This window comes from Dietzia sp. IBK-p2-15D (genome assembly GCF_057773105.1).
On sequence record NZ_JBYMTK010000013.1, the window covers coordinates 57,595 to 74,913 of the forward strand.

The window sequence follows — 17,319 nt, forward strand, 5'->3', positions numbered from 1 at the left end:
TGATCACCGCGCCTGCAGGACCAGTTCCGGCGCGGGGGCGGACGGCGGGATGTTGTCGCGATTGACCAGCCACGATGCGATGTCGTGGAAGAGCGGGGCCGCGGAGGCCCCGAGCACGCCGCGCGAGGGGGCGTCGAGCATGATCGCGATCACATACCGTGGGTCGTCGGCGGGCAGGATGCCGGAGAAGGTGATCCAGTAGCGCGAGTTGGAGTAGCAGGAGCACCCGGGGTCGATCTGCTGCGCGGTGCCGGTCTTGCCACTGATCTGGTAGCCGGCGACCGCGGCCTGGGGGCCGGTGCCCCCGGACTGCACGACCGAGCGGAACATGTCCCGCACAGTGCGGGCGGTCTCGGTGCTGATGACCCGCTCACCTTCGGGACGCTCGGTCTCGGTGCGCTCGCCGTCGGGGCCGACGCGCTCGGCGACGATCCGCGGCGGCACGCGGACACCGTCGTTGGCGATGGTCTGGTAGATGCCCGCCATCTGCAGGGTGGTCATGGACAGGCCCTGCCCGATGGGCAGGTTGGCGAAGGTGCCGCCCTGCCAGTTCTGCAGGTCGGGCACCAGACCCTCGGACTCCCCGGCGAGTTCGATCCCCGAGCGCTGGCCGAGGCCGAACTTGTCGAGGTACTCGGAGAACGGCTCCTTGCCCACCCGCTGGGCGAGCATGAGTGTGCCGACGTTGGAGGACTTCCCGAAGATGCCGGTGGTGGTGTACGGGGTGGGGCCGTGCTGCCACGCGTCCGAGACGGTGACACCTTCCATCCGGATGCTGCCGTCCACGGAGTGGACCTCGTTCGGATCGGTCAGCCCCGCCTCGATCGCGGCGGCGGCGGTGATGATCTTCTGCACGGAGCCCGGTTCGAACGGCGAGGTGATCGCCGGGTTGCCCAGGTCCGCACCCCGCTCGAGCTCGGCACCGACCCCGACGGCCGGGTTGAACGTGTTGTCGTTGGCCATCGCGCGGACCTCACCGGTGCGCGCGTCGAGCACGACGGCGGACGCGGTCTCGGCTCCGGAGGTGTCCTTGGCGGTCTGGATGGCCTTCTGCACGTGCCACTGCAGGTCCGCGTCCAGGGTGAGGCGGATGGTGTCGCCGTCGCGCGGCTCGGTCACGTTGCGCAGGGTGCCCGGGATGACGGTGTTGTCCTGGGCCCGGTCGAACGTCTGCCGTCCGTCCTCCCCGTCCAGTTCGTCGTTGAAATGCGTCTCGATGCCCTGGAGCCCGATCAGCTTGCCCTCGTCGCTCTTCGTCGTCGCACCGACGACGTTCGCGGCGAGCGCGCCCCCCGGGTACTCGCGGATGTCGACGCGCTCGGCCCCGATCATGGGGTACTCGCGGGTGATGGCGTTGGCCAGCGTGACGTCGACGTTGCGGACGAGGTAGGTGAAGCCGCCCTCCGAGGTGAGTTTGGCCTCGATCTCGTCGCGGTCGACGGCGTCACCGAGCACGGTCTCGAACTCGTCGGCGATCTCCTCGACCAGTTCGTCCCAGGTGGGCTTGGTGCTGTCGAGTTCCCGTCGCGCCTCGGCGTTGCGCTGTTCGACCAGCGGCTGGATCGACAGGTCGCGGGCCTCGCGGGTGAACGCGATGGGGTCGCCGTTGAGGTCGACGATCGCTCCCCGCGTGGCGGGCAGGACCTCGTGGACCTGGCGTTGGCTCTCGGCGCGGGCCGCGAGCTCCGTTCCCCCGAGGGTCTGCACCCAGAAGAGCTTGACCAGCGCGATGACCATGATCAGCGCGAAGGCGGAGCGCATGAAGGTGAAGCGTCGCTCGGTCGCCGAGGCGGTGAGGACCCTGCCGAACCGGTTCGGTGGCCGTCCGACTCCCGGCGCGGTGCCGCGCGGGGCGCCCGAGGGGACCCGGGCGCCCGTTCCCGGGCTGCGTCGTTCGGTCATCTCCAGCGGGCCTTTCGGGGTTCGGGTGTCTAGAAGAGCTGTCCGGGCACCGGGGCGAGGGTCGCGGCGTCCTCACCGGGCGGTGCCGGAGCCGGCGGGACGAGGTCGGGTGCGGGGTCCGCCTGTGGGGCGGGAGCCGGCGGGGCGGACTCGGCCATGGCGGGCGGTGGGGCGACCGGGGACGGAGGGGCTGCGAGGGGCGGGTAGGGGACGGGGGCGACCCCGCGGGGCGTGCGGTCCTGGGGCGCCTGCGCGGGCGGGGCGTCGAATCCGTCCCGGTCGGACGACCTCGACGGTCCGGACGCTACCGGAGCGGGCTGCAGCGGCTTGATCGGCGCGCCGAGCTTCGCCTCGGGCTCGCCGACGATCTCGAGCACGCCGTCCGATCCCCTGGTCAGGATGGGTGCGCTGGCGACTCCGACCATGCCGAGCTTCTCCGCGCGCTGCGCCAGCACCTCGGCGGACCGGGCGCGTTCGTTGGACGCCTGCAGGGCCTCCATCCGTTCCACCAACTCCACATTGGCGTCGCGGGCGTTCTTGAGGTCGTAGGTGTCCTGGGTGGTCTGCGCGGACAGCAGGAGGGTGCCGCCCACCCCCGCGCCGATGAGCAGGAGGAGGACGACGACGAAGGGAACCCTCGCGGCGAGCTCGGCGGGACTCAGACGTTCCGCCGGGACGACCACGGTCCGGCGGCCGCGCACCGAGCGGGTGACGGGCTTGCGTCGGAGGCCGACGGGTCGTCCCGCGGGTGCGGGCGCGCCGACACCCGGTGTCGTCGCCGGGCGGGTGTCGAGCCCACCGGCGGTGCCGGGCGTGTCGATCGTGCTCGTCATGGGGTTCTCCCGTCGATACGCCGGACACATCGCACGCGCACCGAGGCCGAGCGCGGGTTGTGGTCGATCTCCTCCTGTGAGGCCTTCTCCGCTCCCCTGGTGACCGCCTCGAACTCGGGGCCGTGGCCGGGGAGCTCCACGGGCAGGCCCGCCGGCGTCCGCGATGCGGTGCGCGTGGCCAGCTCGCGCTTGACGATCTTGTCCTCGAGGGAGTGGTAGGACATGAACACCGCACGGCCGCCGAGGCGGAGCAGGTCCAGGTATCCGGGCACCGCGTTCTCCACGGCCTCCAGCTCGGCGTTGACCTCGATGCGCAGGGCCTGGAACACGCGTTTGCCCGGGTGTCCGCCGGTCCGGCGGGCACCCTGCGGGATGGTGTCGTAGAGCAGCTCGACGAGTTGGGAGCTGGTCACGACAGGGTCGGTGTCCCGGCGGCGGACGATCGCCGCGGCGATCTGTCGCGCGAATCGCTCCTCGCCGTAGACGCGCAGGACGCGGGCGAGGTCGTCACGCGGGTAGTCGGCCAGGATGTCGGCCGCGGTGGGGCCGGTGGTGGGGTCCATCCTCATGTCGAGCGGGGAGTCGACCGAATACGCGAAACCTCGCTCGGCCACATCGAGCTGCATGGAGGAGACACCGAAGTCGAGCAGGATCCCGTCGATCGCGGGGCCCGCCTCGTCCCGGGACTCCCCGGGCAGGGCCGCCACGACGCGGTCGAAATCGTCGAAGCGGGCGTGAACCGGCGTGAACCGGTCGCGGTAGGCCGTGAGGCGACGGGTCGCCATCTCGAGGGCCTCGGGGTCACGGTCGACGCCGAGGATGCGCAGCTCACCGAACTCGGCCAGCAGGTGGGAGGAATGCCCCCCGAGCCCGAGGGTCCCGTCCACGATCACGGGGACGCGGCCGTCCTGCGCGGCCGCCTCGACGACGGGCCGGAAGAACTCGATGGTCCGCTCGAGGAAGACGGGTACGTGCCCGGAGCGCGTGGCGTCGCGGTCGGCGTCGGACTCGTCTGCCATCTCGCCTCCTCGCGTCCGGAAGTCGTCGGTGCTCCGGTTGTGGTGGAGCCCCCTGGTCCCCGTCCGGTACCCACCTGGCGTTGGGGAAGTACGTCAGGGTGGTGCCGGGCAGGGGCCGGGGGGCTCCGTCCGTCGTGCTCTCGCTTGCTCGTGTCCGTCCTCTCCCCGGATCAGAATTCGATCCCGAGCGAGGTGCCCTCCATCTCGGAGAACACGGGTAGGTTCTCCTCGCTGTAGCGGTCCCACGCCTCGGCGTCCCAGACCTCGAGACGCTCCCCGAGGCCGTTGACGACGCAGTCCTTGTCCAGACCCGCGTAGTTCCGCTGACTCGCCGGGATGGAGATCCGTCCCTGCGAGTCCAGTTGTTGGACTTCCGCGCCGCTCACCAGGAGCCGGAAGAACGCCATGTGCCTCTCGCTGAGGTTGGCGGTCGGCCGGACCTTTCTGACCAGCGCGTCGAACTCGTCCTCAGGGAAGACCGAGAGCGTGTTGGTGAACCACCCACACACCACCACCCCGTCCGCCAGGCCTGGCCTGAATCTGGCGGGGATCGTCAGCCGCCCCTTGTCGTCGAGCTTGGGACGGTGTGTCCCGTACCCGACGAAGGCTCGTTCACGTCCGGAGTCGACGAGATCGGTGTCGGTCACCCGCCACCTCCTGGGGTCCAGGCCCATCGAGTTCCTTGCGTGCCCCACTCTACCCCACAACGCCCCACAAACAAGGCCTGCGCCCCACTTCGCCCCACCGCCTCACATCACCGCAGTTCAGTGGCCATAGAGACCCTGCCGTCGCCGTCCCGACACCGGATCAACAGCCCGGAGGGAGCCCACTTCCGCGAGTCTTTTGGGACTCATGTGACTCGAGACGGCTCACGTGGCAGCCGAGCCGCCCCCTGTGGGGAGATGTGGGGAGGAGGGGTGGGGCGTGGTGGGGAGCACGGGTGGGGCGTGGTGGGGAGGAAGGACGGAGCGCCGGCATCTCGGCGGGGACGGACGTTCTGGGTCGCGATGGGCTCTGGGCTGCCGGCCCGAGAGCGTCAGACAAATGGACGAAGGGGTGAGCGCGTGTGCGCTCACCCCTTCGTCGAAAGGCCGTGGGACGGGCCGGTCAGGGCTCCTGGTCGAACCGTCGGCGGAAGCGGTCCTCCATGCGGGAGGAGTAGTTCCGCCCGTCGGCGGGCTTGGCCGATGTCCGCCCGGTGCCGGGGACCCGGGGTCCGCCGGTGCCCTTGGCGCCGGCGGCGCCGTGCGACGGCGTGGACCGCAGCGCGAGGACACCCGCCGCGAACATCACCAGGAACCCGACGAGACTCAGTACCGGGAAGCCGCCGGGCTTGAAGTCGAGGGCGAGCCCGCCGATCAGAAGCGCCACACCGAGGATCGCCAGCGCGACCACCAGGCCCGCCGGACGACGAGCACCGGTCGCACCGGTCTTTCGGACAGACGACGCGAACTTCGGGTCGTCGGCGTAGAGCGCGCTCTCGATTTCCTTGAGCATGCGCTGCTCGTGCTCGGACAGGGGCACTTCGACCTCCTTCAGATGCTCGTGACGAACGAGCGCGGCCGGCTCGGTCGGTTCGCACCAACCGTGGATGGGGATCAGCCGGTCAGGGTTCCCCCCATCATACGAGGGCAACGCGGCGGGTACCACCGGGATTCCCCTCTGAGACCTGAGGATTCCCCCGTCTCACCGCCCGGCTCCTCAGGCGGCGGGGCCGAGGACCCCCAACCGCTCGTCCACCAGGTCGAGAAACCGTCCCACCGCCCACAGGAAATCGTCCGCCATCCGATCCGAGACCGTACGCGGGAGCCCGTCCTCGACCGCCGCCGCCAGAGCGGAGTACCCACTGAAGGCGGTCGCCCACCGCTCCAACTCCGGCACCTCCGCCGCGAGCCGGTGCCAGACGTCCGCGGGACCGCGCCGCCGCGGCCCGGGGGCCAGCAGGGCCCCGGCCGCGTACCTCGCGGCGCGGTACGACTCGAGGAACCGCTCGGAGGGAGCAGCGGCGGCGATCGCGCGCCCACGGTGCAGCTCCGCACGGCTCGCCCGTCCGAGGGTTCCCACCGCTCCCCCGCCGGCCGTCCGCATCCTGTTCCTGGTGTCCATCTCCCCTGCACCTCCCCTTCTGCGCGCACGGTATCGCCGGGGTACGACACATCCGGACGCCCCGTATCCGCGCCCGTGATCAAATGGGGTGGATGGACACCGTGATCACCCGGCTCGACGCAGCCGACTTCCGAGACCGACTGCCCGAGGCTCTGGGGGTCTACGTCGACGCCATGGGCTACCCGCCGCAGGTGGTCCGCTCCCGGGCCGCGGCGTGGATGGAGCACAGCTACCGGGACGGCTGGTCGGGTGTGGCCGCGTTCGAGGCCCCGCGCCGACGCCTGCTCGGTCAGACCCGGGGGCAGCTCGTCGCCATCTGCTACGGCTATCACGGCGCTCCCGGGCAGTGGTGGTACGACCAGGTCTCCCGGGGACTGCGGGACCGGGACCGTGAGCTCCCGCCCGACTACGTGGAACTGACCGAGCTGCACGTCTCGCCGGGACTGCAGGGGCGCGGCATCGGCGCGACCCTCGTCAGGACGTTCCTGGCCGACCGGCCGGAGAGCACGGTGCTGCTGTCGACCCCGGAGGTCGACGGCGAGGACAACGCGGCCTGGCGCCTGTACCGGTCGTTGGGGTTCACCGATGTGCTGCGTTCGTATCGGTTCCAGGGGGACGCGAGACCGTTCGCCGTCCTGGCCCGATCGCTACCGCTCGCCGGGAACGGAGATCGGACGTGATCCCCCGGCATGACGTGGTGGTGGTCGGCTCCGGCCACAACGGACTGGTGTGCGCCGCCTATCTCGCCCGCGCCGGGCTCGACGTGCACGTGGTCGAACGGGACACGGTGATCGGCGGCGCCACGTCGACGGTCGAACGGTACCCGGGCCACCGCACCGACCGCGGGTCCTCGGCACATCTGATGATCCGCCACACCGGGATCCCGCAAGAGCTCGGGCTGGAAGCCCACGGACTGCGCTACGTGGACTGCGACCCGTGGGGCTTCGCGCCCGCCCCGCCGGGATCCGACGCGCCACCGATCGTCTTCCACCGTGACCTCGACGCCACGTGCGCCAGCATCGCCGCGGCCTGCGGTGAGGCCGACGCCGTCGCGTACCGGGAGTTCGTCCGCCGGTGGGACGTCCTGGCGGGACGGATGATGAAGGGGTTCGCGGTCCGCCCCACCGCCCCGGGTCTCGGTTCGGCGTTCCTCGGGGCCGACGACCTGCGCGATCCGTTCGGCGCGGTCCAGACCTTCCTGTCCTCCGGTGACGCGCTGCTGGACGCGATGTTCACCTCGGAGCGCCTCAAGGCGGCACTGTCGTGGTTCGGCGCGCAGTCGGGACCGCCGATGTCCCACCCCGCCACAGCCCCCATGATCGGGTTCGCCGCCCTGATGCACCGGATCCCGCCGGGGCGCGCGATCGGCGGTTCGGGCGCGCTCGCGGAGTCCCTCACGGCCGCCGTCCGGGCGCACGGGGGGACGGTCACCGCAGGTGCCGGGGCCACCTCGATCCGGCGCTCCGGTTCGGGGTGGCGCGTCGACACCGAGGGCGGACGATCCCTGTACTGCTCGGCCGTCGTCGCCGCCTGCCACGTCCACACGACCCTGGACCTCCTCGCCGGCGAACTCCCGGCGGCGACGCTGGACGGGTGGCGGCGGCGGATCAGGCCCGGTTTCGGACTGGGGATGGCCGTCAGACTCGGGACCGATGCACTGCCCACGTATCCCGGCGTACCCACGAGCACCAGCGCCCACGGCCTGCAACTGCTCGTCACGGACCGACGGCACCTCGATCGCCGCTACGGCGTCGCCGCCGCGGGCGGCCTCGACGCCGATCCCGCCGTCCTGGCGATGAGCTTCAGCGCGCTCGACCCCTCGCTGGCTCCGGAGGGCCGCCACGAGCTGACACTGTGGTCACAGTGGCACCCGCGCCACCTGGCCGACGGCCGTGGCTGGTCGGAGGAGGGCGCCGCGGAGGCCGACCGGATCATCGCCGTCGCGGACCGCTTCGCGCCGGGGTTGGCCGACTCGATCGTCCACCGTCACGTCCAGACCCCCGAGGACCTGGAGACCGAACTCGGGCTGATCGGCGGGAACGTCATGCACGTGGAGATGTCCCTCGACCAGATGCTGCCGATGCGTCCCCACCCCGATCTGCGCGGTCACGCCGTGCCCGGGGCCGACGGCGTGTTCCTGGCGGGGGCCTCGACCCACCCCGGTGGCGGTGTGATCGGGACCAGCGGCAGGACGGTGGCGCGGCTCGTGACCCGCCGACTCGGCAGGTCGGCGCGGCGACGGCGGGGATCACGGGCACAATGACCGCCGTGACCCCGCCCCATCCGACAGCGAACGCCCCCACGAGCAGTGGCCGCTCCCGACTGCCCCGGCGACTGGCGGGCCTCACGGCCCTGGCCACCCTCCTGGTGCTCCTGTCCGGGTGCCTCCAGCTGAACGCCCAGATGAGCGTCCGCAAAGACGACACCGTATCCGGCCGGATCCTCGTGGCGGGTGACCAGCCCACGCAGGCGGCCGCGCTCGACCGGATCACCACGCCGTCCGGGCTCGAGCAGAAGGTGCGCATCACCCCCTACTCAGCGGACGGTTTCACCGGCCGCGAGATCTACTTCACCCAGTTGACGTTCGCGGAGGTCGACACCCTCACCCTCGCGATCGACATCGAGGGGGCACGGCCGTACAGCCTGGGCTTCCGCCGCAGCGGCGACACGGTGTCGTTCAGCGGATCGGTGGACCTGTCCCTGCTGCCCGCCGACCGCGCCGAGACGGCGACCACCCGGGTCGACCTGACCTTCCCCAACCGCATCAAGGAGACCAACGGCACCATCGGGGCCGGCAACTCCGTCAGCTGGTCCCCGGCTCCGGGGTCCATCACGCGGATGCAGGCCTCGTCGTCGTATCCCGACCCGGCCGCACGTGGGTTCGCGGTGTGGATGATCGTCGGGATCGGCGCCGCCCTGCTGGTGTCCATCGGGACGATCCTGGCCGCCCGGACGTCCAGGGCCCGTGCCGACCGGCTGGTGCGCTGACCCGAGCCGCACCCCCACCGGGGCGGATCAGATCCTGCCGGCCGCCACCCCGGGGGCGGGGGCCATCGACAGGTTGGTGAGGACCTCGTGGGTGGCCTTGGAGAAGTTCAGGGTGTTGAAGTGCAGGCACGGGACACCCTCGGCGATCAGACGCTCGCACATGCGGGTGGTGAGATCGATCCCGACCTCACGGACCGCCGCCCGGTTCTCCTCGGGCCCGTCCCCGGCCGCGGTCCGGAGTCGCTCGGCCAGGTCGTCGGGGAGGGCGCAGCCCGAGAGCTCGACCATCCGCTGGACCTGCCGCAGACTCGTGACCGGCATGAGTCCGGGGATGATGGGCTTGGCGCCCTGCTCCGGGTCGGCGGCGACGGCGCGATCCCTCAGGCGCAGGTAGTGCTCCACGTCCCAGAACATCTGGGTGATCGAGTACTCGGCGCCGGCCCGGAGCTTGTTCACCAGGATCTCGGAGTCGTGCTCGAGGTCCCGGGCCCGGTAGTGCCCCTCGGGGAAGGACGCCACCCCGACGTGGAAGTCCCCCACCTCGTGGATCAGGCGGACGAGTTCCTCGGCGTAGTGCAGCCCCTCGGGGTGAGCCGTCCACTCGCCCAGCGGGTCCCCGGGCGGGTCCCCGCGCAGGGCGAGGATGTTGGACACCCCGACCTCGCCGTACATGCGGATCATGTCGGTGAGCTCGGCGACCGTGTGGTCCACCGCCGTCAGGTGCGCGATCGGCAGCAGGTCGGTCTCGCGGACGAGCCGCTCGACGACCCGGACCGTCCGGTCCCGCGTGGATCCGCCGGCCCCGTAGGTGACCGAGACGAACGCCGCCCCGAGGTCGGAGAACACGGTGGCGGCGCGCCAGAGTCGCTCCTCGGCGGCCTCGTCGCGCGGCGGGTAGAACTCGACGGAGAACGGAACCCTCGGGGTGGTCGACGTCGCGATCCGCTCCACGATGCTCGGGTGCCGGCCGCCGTCCGTCGGGTCGGAGTCGGGTAGCTGGGTCACCCGACCAGGGTAGCCCGACGCGCGCCACGTCCGGCCGCCGCCCGACGACTAGGATCGTCGGCGACGAGGGCGGCCGGACACCGGCGCCCGGAAGGGATGGTGCCCGTGGTCTCGGCGACTCGCCCCGACGACGGAGAACGCGTCCTCGACGCGCTCCGCCGACTCATCGACGGACGGCGCACGGTCGTGGCGGGGATAGACGAGCGGGTCGACCGCCTGGCCGGCCTGCTCTCCGACTTCGTCCTCGACGGCGGCAAACGGATGCGACCGCGGTTCGCCCTGGCCGGCTGGGCCGCCGCGAGCGACACGGACGCTCCCGCCCCGGACGAGGTCGTCACCGCCTGCGCCGCCCTCGAGCTGATCCAGGCCTGCGCGCTGGTCCACGACGACATCGTGGACGCCTCCGACACCCGGCGAGGCCGCCCCACCGTCCACCGGACGATCGAGGCCGCGCACCGCGACGAGGGCTGGGACGGCGACGCGGCCCGCTACGGCATCTCTCAGGCCATCCTCGTGGGCGACCTGGCGCTGACGTGGGCCGACGAGATGTTCGTGACCTCCGGGGTGCCTCCCGAGGCCCTGGCCCGCGCGTTGGGTCCCTGGTACGCCATGAAGACAGAGGTCCTGTCGGGGCAGATGCTCGACATCCTCGCCGAGGCCTCGGGCGCCACCGACGAGCTCACCCCGGCCCGGGTGAACCGCTTCAAGACCGCGGCCTACACGGTCGAGCGGCCACTGCACATCGGCGCCGAGCTGGCGGGTGCCGGGGCGGAGACCGTCTCGGCCCTGCGCGAGTTCGGGGTGGCCGTGGGCCAGGCGTTCCAGTTGCGGGACGACATGCTGGGCGTGTTCGGCGACCCGGAGGTCACCGGCAAGCCCTCCGGGGACGATCTGCGGGAGGGCAAGCGCACCCTGCTGCTCGCCCGTGCGACCGCCCTCGCCCCCCGCCGGGACGCCGAGTTCCTCCTCGGAGTTCTCGGGACGCAACCCGACGCGGCCACGCTCGAACGCGCGCGCAGCATCCTCGTGGAGTCCGGTGCGGTGGTCTCGGTGGAGGCCGAGATCGACGCGTTGACCACCCGCGCCCTGGACACCGTGGCCTCCGATGCGATCAGCGACCACGGGCGGGACACACTGCGCGCACTGGCGGAGGCCGCGACCCGCAGGCGGGCCTGATCCGTGCTCGGAGCGTCCGCCCCCCGGCCGGAGGCGACCACCTCGTCGTCGTCGCCGTCATCATCACCGACGTCGTCGCCTTCGACACCATCGTCGCGGATCCGCCGGACGACCACCGCGGCGACCGCCTCGGCCCGCGCCGCCCTGACCGGCCCCTCCGGTCCGGCGCTGTGGCGCGGCGTCCTCGGCTCGGTCCTGCTCACCATCGCCGGTTTCGGCGCGGGCGCCCTGCCCGTGGACGGCGGCGTCGCGGTCGCGGTGGGACTGCCCGGGTACACGTTCGGCCACGGTGAGGTCCTCGCCCTCATCCTCTGCTGGGCGGGCGTCGCGCTGCTGGTCACCTCGTGGCTCGCGCTCGGCCCCCGAGCGGTCTCGGGCCGCCTCCCCACCCGGGACGCCGTGTGGGTCACGGCCCTGTGGTCGGCGCCGATGCTGCCCGCGGTCCCCCTGTTCAGCCGCGACGCCTGGTCCTACCTGGCGCAGGGCGCCATGAGCGCCGCGGGAGTGGACCCGTACCACCACGGACCGGAGGCCAACCCCGGCCCCTTCACCGACGAGGTCAGCCCGGACTGGCGGTCCACCGCGACCCCGTACGGCCCGCTGCACCTGCTGCTCATGCGCGTCGTCGTGGCGCTGTCCGGCGGCCACCCGGCGGTGGGGATCGTCATCCTCGGGGTGGTGGTACTCGCCGCACTGGCCGGGCTCGTCGCGCTCGTGGTCGCCCTGGCCCGCCGCGCCGGGGTGGACGCCGGCGCCGCGGTGTGGATGGCGGGCGCCTCCCCGCTGTCCGTGATCCACTTCGCGGGCGGGCTGCACAACGAGATCTTCCCGCTGGTGGCATGCGTCGGCGCCGTGGTCCTCACGCTCGACCGGCGCTACGCGTGGGCCGGGGCGGCGATCGGGATCGCGGTGGCGTTCAAGGCCACCGCCGTGATCGTGGCGCCGTTCCTGCTGTGGATCGCCCTGGACCGACGGCGGACGTCGATCGGGGCGCGCCGCCCCCTCGTCGGCGCCCTCGTCGACACCGGGGCCGCGGCGGGGGCCGCCGCCGTCGCGTTCGCCCTGGCGACCCTCTCCGCGGGCACCGGGTTCGGCTGGCTCGACGCGATCTCCGTCTCCGACCGGGTCATCAACTACCTCAGCGCGCCCACCGCCGTGGCACACCTGGTCCACGCCGTGGTCGACACCCCCGGATTCGAGGACGTCCTGGCGGTCGCCCGCCGCGTCGGACGCGTGGTCCTGGGGGTCACCCTCGTCGTGGTGTGGTGGCTCCACCGGCGTGACACCCGCTCGGCGCTCCGCGGCATCATGGTCGCGCTGCTGGCCTTCGTGGTCCTCAACTCGCTGGCCTGGCCCTGGTATTACGTGTGGGTGGCGGCGTTCTGGATCGCCGCCCGACCCGGTCGACGCGCCACCACGGCCGCCGTGGCGGTGACCGTCTTCCTCGTGATGGCGATCGGACCCAACGGGTCGACCAGCCTCTACAGCCCCGCGCTCGTCGGGGCGGCCCTCGCGGCATCCCTCGCCGCGGTCTGGTGGTGGCGGCGCGCGACCGCCGGGGTCAGAACGCCATCGCCTGGGCGCGCCGCATGACCTCGCGGGCGCGGTGACCGTGTAGCGCGTCGGCCGGCCGGCCGGGCAGGCTGTCGTCCTCGGCGAACAGCCACCGCAGGATCTCCTCGTCCCGGTAGCCGCCGTCCCGCAGGACCGCCACCAGCCCGGGCAGGAAGCGCACGACCTCGTCGTCGTCATCCAGGAAGGTCGCCGGCACCACCACGATGCCCGCTCGCCGCACGGCGAGCAGGGTCCCGTCGCGCAGGAGATCGTGCACGCGGGTCACGGGGATGCCCAGGCGCTCGGACACCGCGGGGAGGTTGATGGTCTCGACGTCGGCGGGCAGGACGTCGTCGGCGTGCGGAACGGTACTCACCCCGCCCAGGTTAGTCCCACGGGCGCGCCCTGGCCCCACCGGCGGTGCCGGCGCGGCCGACGGCGTCGGGCAACGGACCCCGTCCGCTCGGGACGTACCGCGGACGGGACGGGAGGGGCAGAATGGACGACATGAGCACTTACGACGGGAAGCCCCCCGGCCCAGGGACCCTGCTCGACGGGCGATACCGGCTCGACGCCGTCATCGCCCGCGGCGGGATGTCCACCGTCCACCTGGCCACCGACGAGCGGTTGGACCGCCACGTCGCCGTCAAGCTGCTCGATCCGACCCTCGCCGGGGACAAGGCGTTCGTCGACCGCTTCACCCTCGAGGCCAGGTCGGTGGCCCGCCTGTCGGATCCCGGCATCGTCCAGGTCTTCGACCAGGGCGTCGAGGCCGACACCGCGTTCCTCGTGATGGAACTCGTGCCCGGTGGCACGTTGCGGGAACTGCTCGACGAGCGCGGCCCCATGCCCCCGTACGCCGCGGCCGCCGTCCTGCGTCCGCTCCTCGGCGCCCTGCGGGAGGCCCACCAGGCAGGCCTGGTGCACCGCGACATCAAGCCCGAGAACGTGCTGATCTCCGGCAGCGGCGCGGTCAAACTCGCCGACTTCGGCCTGGTCCGGGCGGTGGCCGAGTCCCGCGCCACCTCGAGCAGCGTGGTGATGGGCACGGCGGCCTACCTGTCCCCCGAACAGATCTCCGGCGCCGATACCGACGCCCGGTCCGACCTGTACTCCCTCGGCGTTCTCGCCTACGAGATGCTCACCGGGGAGCCACCGTTCAGCGGTGACAACACCATCGCCGTGGCCTACCGTCGCCTCGACTCCGACGTGCCGGCCCCCTCCGACCAGTCCGACACCGTGGCCGAGGACCTCGACCACCTGATCCTGCGCGCCACGCGACGCAGCCGTGAGGACCGCTACGCCGACGCCGGCGAGATGCTGCGGGACCTCGACCAGGCCGCCAGGATCGGCCGGTTCCCCGACTATGTCGTCCCGGCACCACGGCAGTCCTCGTGGTCGCGGGCTCGGGCCAACGCCGCGCGGGCCACCCCGGGCGGGGAGTCCGAGTTCGACGCCGCCGACCGTGAGAGCGGGGAGGCGCTGCGCCGGGGTGACGGGCCGACGCCGACGCGGGTGGACACCATGGTGGCCCCGGCGGCGGCGGATCCCGGGGCGGGAGCGGGGGCCGGTCCCGCTCCTGCGCACTGGCACGGCGCGGGATCGGGCCACTATCCCCCCGGCGACCTCGAGCCCGCGCCCGACCGGGACGTCATCCGCCCCCGCCGCAAGCGCGGCATGCTGTGGCTCATCGTGGTGCTCGCCGCCGCGATCGGCCTCGCCGTGGCCGGCTGGTGGCTGGGTTCCGGCCGGTTCGTGGAGGTGCCGTCGGTCCAGGGCATGTCGGTGGGACAGGCGACCGAGGCGGTCAACGCCGTCGGGTTGGCCGCCGCCACCCGCGACGCCTTCAGCAACGATGTCCCCCCGTCCGCGCTGGTGGGCACCGACCCCGCGGCGGGCGAGCGGGTGCCGCGCGGCGACACCGTGGCCGTACTGGTATCCGTCGGTCGCCCCGTGGTGCCCGAGGTCGGCGCCGACAGATCCGTCGAGGCCGTGTCCACGGCACTGCGGGAGAACTCACTGGAACCGGTCCGGGGCGGGAACGAGCACTCGGACTCGGTGCCCGTCGGCCAGGTGGTCTCGCTCCAACCGGGCGCCGGCACGACCGTCGACGTGGGCACCCGGGTCGCCATGGTGACCAGTTCCGGCCCCGCCCCCGTCGCCGTCCCCGAGGTCGTGGGCCTGGAGGAGGACCAGGCGCGCGCGGCCCTCGAGGGCGCGGGCCTGACCGTGTCACAGGTCAGGAGGGTCTACGACGACGAGGTCGACGGCGGCGTGGCCGTGGGCACCGACCCGGACCCCGGAACCGACGTGTCCCGCGGGGACGGGGTCGTCCTGCTCGTCTCCAACGCGCTGACCGTGCCGGACCTCCGGGATGTGCCCCTCGACGAGGCGACCGAGGTCCTCGACGACGCGGGGTTCACGATCGTCCGCGAGTCGCCCGTGACCGATCGTCAGATCTCCGACGGCCGCGTGGTGCGCACCGACCCGCCGGCCGGGGCCCGGCTCGACCCGGCGAACGCGGTGCTGCGGGTCGTCCCGTCGGACGCGGTGACCGTCCCGGTGGTGCTGGGCTCGCGGGCCTCCGACGCGCGCCGGACGCTGCAGGACGCCGGGCTGGAGGCCACCATCGACTCGGGCACGTCGAGTGGGATCGTCTACGGCCAGACCCCGCTGCCCGGCAGGGTGGTGGCCAGGGGCAGCGAGGTCGAGATCGACGCGCTCGGCTAGGGCCGGCCGCGTCTCCGGCGTGGGGCCGGCCGTGCCTCCCGGGGGGCCGGTCCCCTGCGGCGTCAGCTGCGCAGCATCTCCGCCACCAGGTAGGCGAGCTCGAGCGACTGCTGGGTGTTGAGGCGCGGGTCGCAGGCGGTCTCGTAGCGACCGGCCAGGTCGAGGTCCGAGATGTCCTGCGCACCGCCGAGGCACTCGGTGACGTCCTCACCGGTGAGCTCGATGTGGATGCCACCCGGGTGGGAACCGAGGGCGTGGTGGACCTCGAAGAAGCCCTGGACCTCGTCGATGATCCGGTCGAAATGGCGGGTCTTGTACCCGTTGGACGTCGAGTGGGTGTTGCCGTGCATGGGGTCGCACTGCCAGATGACCTTGTGGCCGGTCGCCTCGACGGCCTGGACGATCGGCGGCAGCGCCTCGCGGACCTTGTCGTTGCCCATCCGGGAGACGAGCGTCAGTCGACCCGGCCGGTTGTGGGGGTCGAGCTTCTCCACGTACTCGACCGCCAACTCGGGTGTGGTGGTGGGTCCGATCTTCAGACCGATCGGGTTCTGGATGAGCGAGGCGAACGCGACGTGGGCGTCGTCGATGCCGCGGGTCCGCTCCCCGATCCACAGGAAGTGCGCCGACAGGTCGTACAACCCCTGCTCGGCGTCGCCGGTCAGGCCCGTACCGTCGTCGGCCAGACGCAACATGGCCCGCTCGTAGTCCAGGACGAGTGCCTCGTGGGAGGAGAAGATGTCGGCCGAACGCAGGTTCTGGTCCGACACCCCGCAGGCGTCCATGAAGCGCAGGCCGCGGTCCACCTCGGCGGCGAGGGCCTCGTAGCGGGCACCCGCGGGCGAGCCCGCGACGAACTCCATGTTCCATTCGTGGACGCGGTGCAGGTCGGCGGTGCCCGACGCCGTCAGGGAACGGACCAGGTTCATCGCCGCGGCCGCGTTGGCGTAGGCACGGACCAGTCGCGAGGCGTCGTGCTCGCGGGCCGCCTCGTTCGGCTCGAGAGCGTTGACCATGTCGCCGCGGTAGGACAACAGCCCGGTTCCGTCGCGGTCCGCCGAGCGGGGCTTGGCGTACTGGCCGGCGATCCGGCCAACCTTCACCACTGGCATCGACGCACCGTAGGTCAGCACGACCGACATCTGCAGCAGGGTGCGGATCACGCCCTTGATGTGCGGCTCGGTGTTCGCCTCGAACGTCTCGGCGCAGTCACCGCCCTGGAGCAGGAACGCACGCCCGTGCGCCACGTCGGCGAGGCGATCGGAGAGGTGCTCGACCTCGGAGGCGACGCAGATCGGCGGCACGCTCTCCAACACCTTGCGCATCGCCGCGGCGTGTCCGGGATCCCACGACGGCTGCTGCAGGGCGGGCCGCGAGAGGGCGTCCGCCAGCTGCCGATCCAGGTCCGCGGAGAGCGGCGGGAGGTCGGGGAGTTGCGCGATGTCGACGTCGACTGTCCAGTTGCTCACCCCGGCGACGATACGCCACAACCGGCGGAGCGGGCCTCAGAGACCCAGGTGGGGCGACTTCGCCGCGATGGCGCGGAAGCGCATCGCGGCGTGGCGGGCGTCGGCGAGGGCGTCGTGTTCCCCTCCCGGGTGTGCGGGCAGGTCGGGCTTGCCGGCGGTCTCCCAGAGCTGGCGGACGTCGCGCGTGAACCGGGGCATGGCGGCGGGAAGGGCTGTCATGTCGCCCCACAGCTGGCAGACGGCCACGTGGTCGTACGCCCCGATCCACGCCCACATCTCGACCCCGCCGGTGGGCGGCGCGGTGACGAACTCGTAGAGCTCGTCCCGGATGCGGCTCCGGGACATCCACGCGGACGACGACGGGTTGGGCAGCTTCGGAAGGACGTTGCGCCGCACCCACGGCCCGGCCGCCGAGGCGTCGAAGTCGGTGGACACGGCGTAGAACTCCCGGCCGTCCTCGGCGACGATCCCCACGGAGACCAACTCGATCGTCGTGCCGTCCTCGATGAACTCGCAGTCGTAGAAGTAGCGCACCGG

16 protein-coding genes are annotated in these 17,319 nt (G+C 72.4%); 6 read left to right on the forward strand and 10 right to left on the reverse strand.

Annotated features, from left to right (window positions below; translation table 11 throughout):
• Positions 1–3 precede the first annotated feature (3 nt).
• The 6 genes from AC3DEV_RS15115 to AC3DEV_RS15140 form a co-directional block, all read right to left on the reverse strand.
• Complete coding sequence (locus AC3DEV_RS15115) at positions 4–1,902, reverse strand: peptidoglycan D,D-transpeptidase FtsI family protein (RefSeq protein ID WP_488372605.1); 1,899 nt, start codon at positions 1,900–1,902, stop codon at positions 4–6.
• Between the two features lie 29 nt (positions 1,903–1,931).
• Positions 1,932–2,735 (reverse strand): cell division protein FtsL, encoded by an 804-nt coding sequence (gene ftsL / locus AC3DEV_RS15120; protein ID WP_067713764.1) that lies wholly within the window; start codon positions 2,733–2,735, stop codon positions 1,932–1,934.
• Positions 2,732–3,754: a 16S rRNA (cytosine(1402)-N(4))-methyltransferase RsmH gene (gene rsmH, locus AC3DEV_RS15125; RefSeq protein ID WP_488372606.1), complete on the reverse strand. Its 1,023-nt coding sequence runs from the start codon at positions 3,752–3,754 to the stop codon at positions 2,732–2,734. The genes ftsL and rsmH overlap by 4 nt, the downstream gene beginning before the upstream one ends.
• Before the next feature lie 170 nt (positions 3,755–3,924).
• A complete protein-coding gene (gene mraZ, locus AC3DEV_RS15130; protein WP_067713759.1) occupies positions 3,925–4,401 on the reverse strand; it encodes a division/cell wall cluster transcriptional repressor MraZ in 477 nt (158 codons plus the stop codon).
• A 460-nt stretch (positions 4,402–4,861) separates the two neighbouring features.
• On the reverse strand, positions 4,862–5,278 hold the full coding sequence (locus tag AC3DEV_RS15135) for a DUF3040 domain-containing protein (protein WP_096905650.1): 417 nt from the start codon (positions 5,276–5,278) through the stop codon (positions 4,862–4,864).
• A gap of 177 nt (positions 5,279–5,455) precedes the next feature.
• On the reverse strand, positions 5,456–5,860 hold the full coding sequence (locus tag AC3DEV_RS15140) for an SAV_6107 family HEPN domain-containing protein (RefSeq protein WP_067713753.1): 405 nt from the start codon (positions 5,858–5,860) through the stop codon (positions 5,456–5,458).
• A gap of 92 nt (positions 5,861–5,952) precedes the next feature.
• Between AC3DEV_RS15140 and AC3DEV_RS15145 the strand changes: the two genes are divergently transcribed.
• From AC3DEV_RS15145 to AC3DEV_RS15155, 3 genes are read left to right on the forward strand one after another with little or no spacing between them, the layout of a single operon-like run.
• A complete protein-coding gene (locus tag AC3DEV_RS15145) occupies positions 5,953–6,540 on the forward strand; it encodes a GNAT family N-acetyltransferase (RefSeq protein ID WP_096907272.1) in 588 nt (195 codons plus the stop codon).
• Complete coding sequence (locus AC3DEV_RS15150) at positions 6,537–8,123, forward strand: phytoene desaturase family protein (RefSeq protein ID WP_488372607.1); 1,587 nt, start codon at positions 6,537–6,539, stop codon at positions 8,121–8,123. Before AC3DEV_RS15145 ends, AC3DEV_RS15150 begins: the two co-directional genes overlap by 4 nt.
• On the forward strand, positions 8,120–8,848 hold the full coding sequence (locus AC3DEV_RS15155; protein ID WP_488372608.1) for an LppM family (lipo)protein: 729 nt from the start codon (positions 8,120–8,122) through the stop codon (positions 8,846–8,848). The genes AC3DEV_RS15150 and AC3DEV_RS15155 overlap by 4 nt, the downstream gene beginning before the upstream one ends.
• A gap of 27 nt (positions 8,849–8,875) precedes the next feature.
• Here the strand turns inward: AC3DEV_RS15155 and metF are convergent, their stop codons facing one another.
• A complete protein-coding gene (gene metF, locus AC3DEV_RS15160) occupies positions 8,876–9,853 on the reverse strand; it encodes a methylenetetrahydrofolate reductase [NAD(P)H] (protein WP_185951756.1) in 978 nt (325 codons plus the stop codon).
• Between the two features lie 96 nt (positions 9,854–9,949).
• On the opposite strand from metF, the gene AC3DEV_RS15165 reads away from it, so the two are divergent.
• Positions 9,950–11,029 (forward strand): polyprenyl synthetase family protein, encoded by a 1,080-nt coding sequence (locus tag AC3DEV_RS15165; protein ID WP_488372609.1) that lies wholly within the window; start codon positions 9,950–9,952, stop codon positions 11,027–11,029.
• A 3-nt stretch (positions 11,030–11,032) separates the two neighbouring features.
• Complete coding sequence (gene mptB, locus AC3DEV_RS15170) at positions 11,033–12,622, forward strand: polyprenol phosphomannose-dependent alpha 1,6 mannosyltransferase MptB (RefSeq protein ID WP_488372610.1); 1,590 nt, start codon at positions 11,033–11,035, stop codon at positions 12,620–12,622.
• On the opposite strand, the gene AC3DEV_RS15175 is transcribed toward mptB, so the two are convergent.
• Positions 12,591–12,959, reverse strand: coding sequence for an Rv2175c family DNA-binding protein (locus AC3DEV_RS15175; protein ID WP_067713740.1), 369 nt, complete (start codon positions 12,957–12,959; stop codon positions 12,591–12,593). The two genes, mptB and AC3DEV_RS15175, sit on opposite strands and share 32 nt — an antisense overlap.
• 131 nt (positions 12,960–13,090) lie before the next feature.
• Here AC3DEV_RS15175 and pknB point away from each other — a divergent pair, with 131 nt between their 5' ends.
• On the forward strand, positions 13,091–15,313 hold the full coding sequence (gene pknB, locus AC3DEV_RS15180; protein WP_488372611.1) for a Stk1 family PASTA domain-containing Ser/Thr kinase: 2,223 nt from the start codon (positions 13,091–13,093) through the stop codon (positions 15,311–15,313).
• A 62-nt stretch (positions 15,314–15,375) separates the two neighbouring features.
• Here the strand turns inward: pknB and AC3DEV_RS15185 are convergent, their stop codons facing one another.
• Together AC3DEV_RS15185 and AC3DEV_RS15190 are read right to left on the reverse strand one after the other, a co-directional pair.
• Positions 15,376–16,782, reverse strand: coding sequence for a class II 3-deoxy-7-phosphoheptulonate synthase (locus AC3DEV_RS15185; protein ID WP_488372612.1), 1,407 nt, complete (start codon positions 16,780–16,782; stop codon positions 15,376–15,378).
• Positions 16,783–16,818: 36 nt separating this feature from the next.
• Positions 16,819–17,316 (reverse strand): polyadenylate-specific 3'-exoribonuclease AS, encoded by a 498-nt coding sequence (locus AC3DEV_RS15190; protein WP_067713732.1) that lies wholly within the window; start codon positions 17,314–17,316, stop codon positions 16,819–16,821.
• Positions 17,317–17,319: the final 3 nt, after the last annotated feature.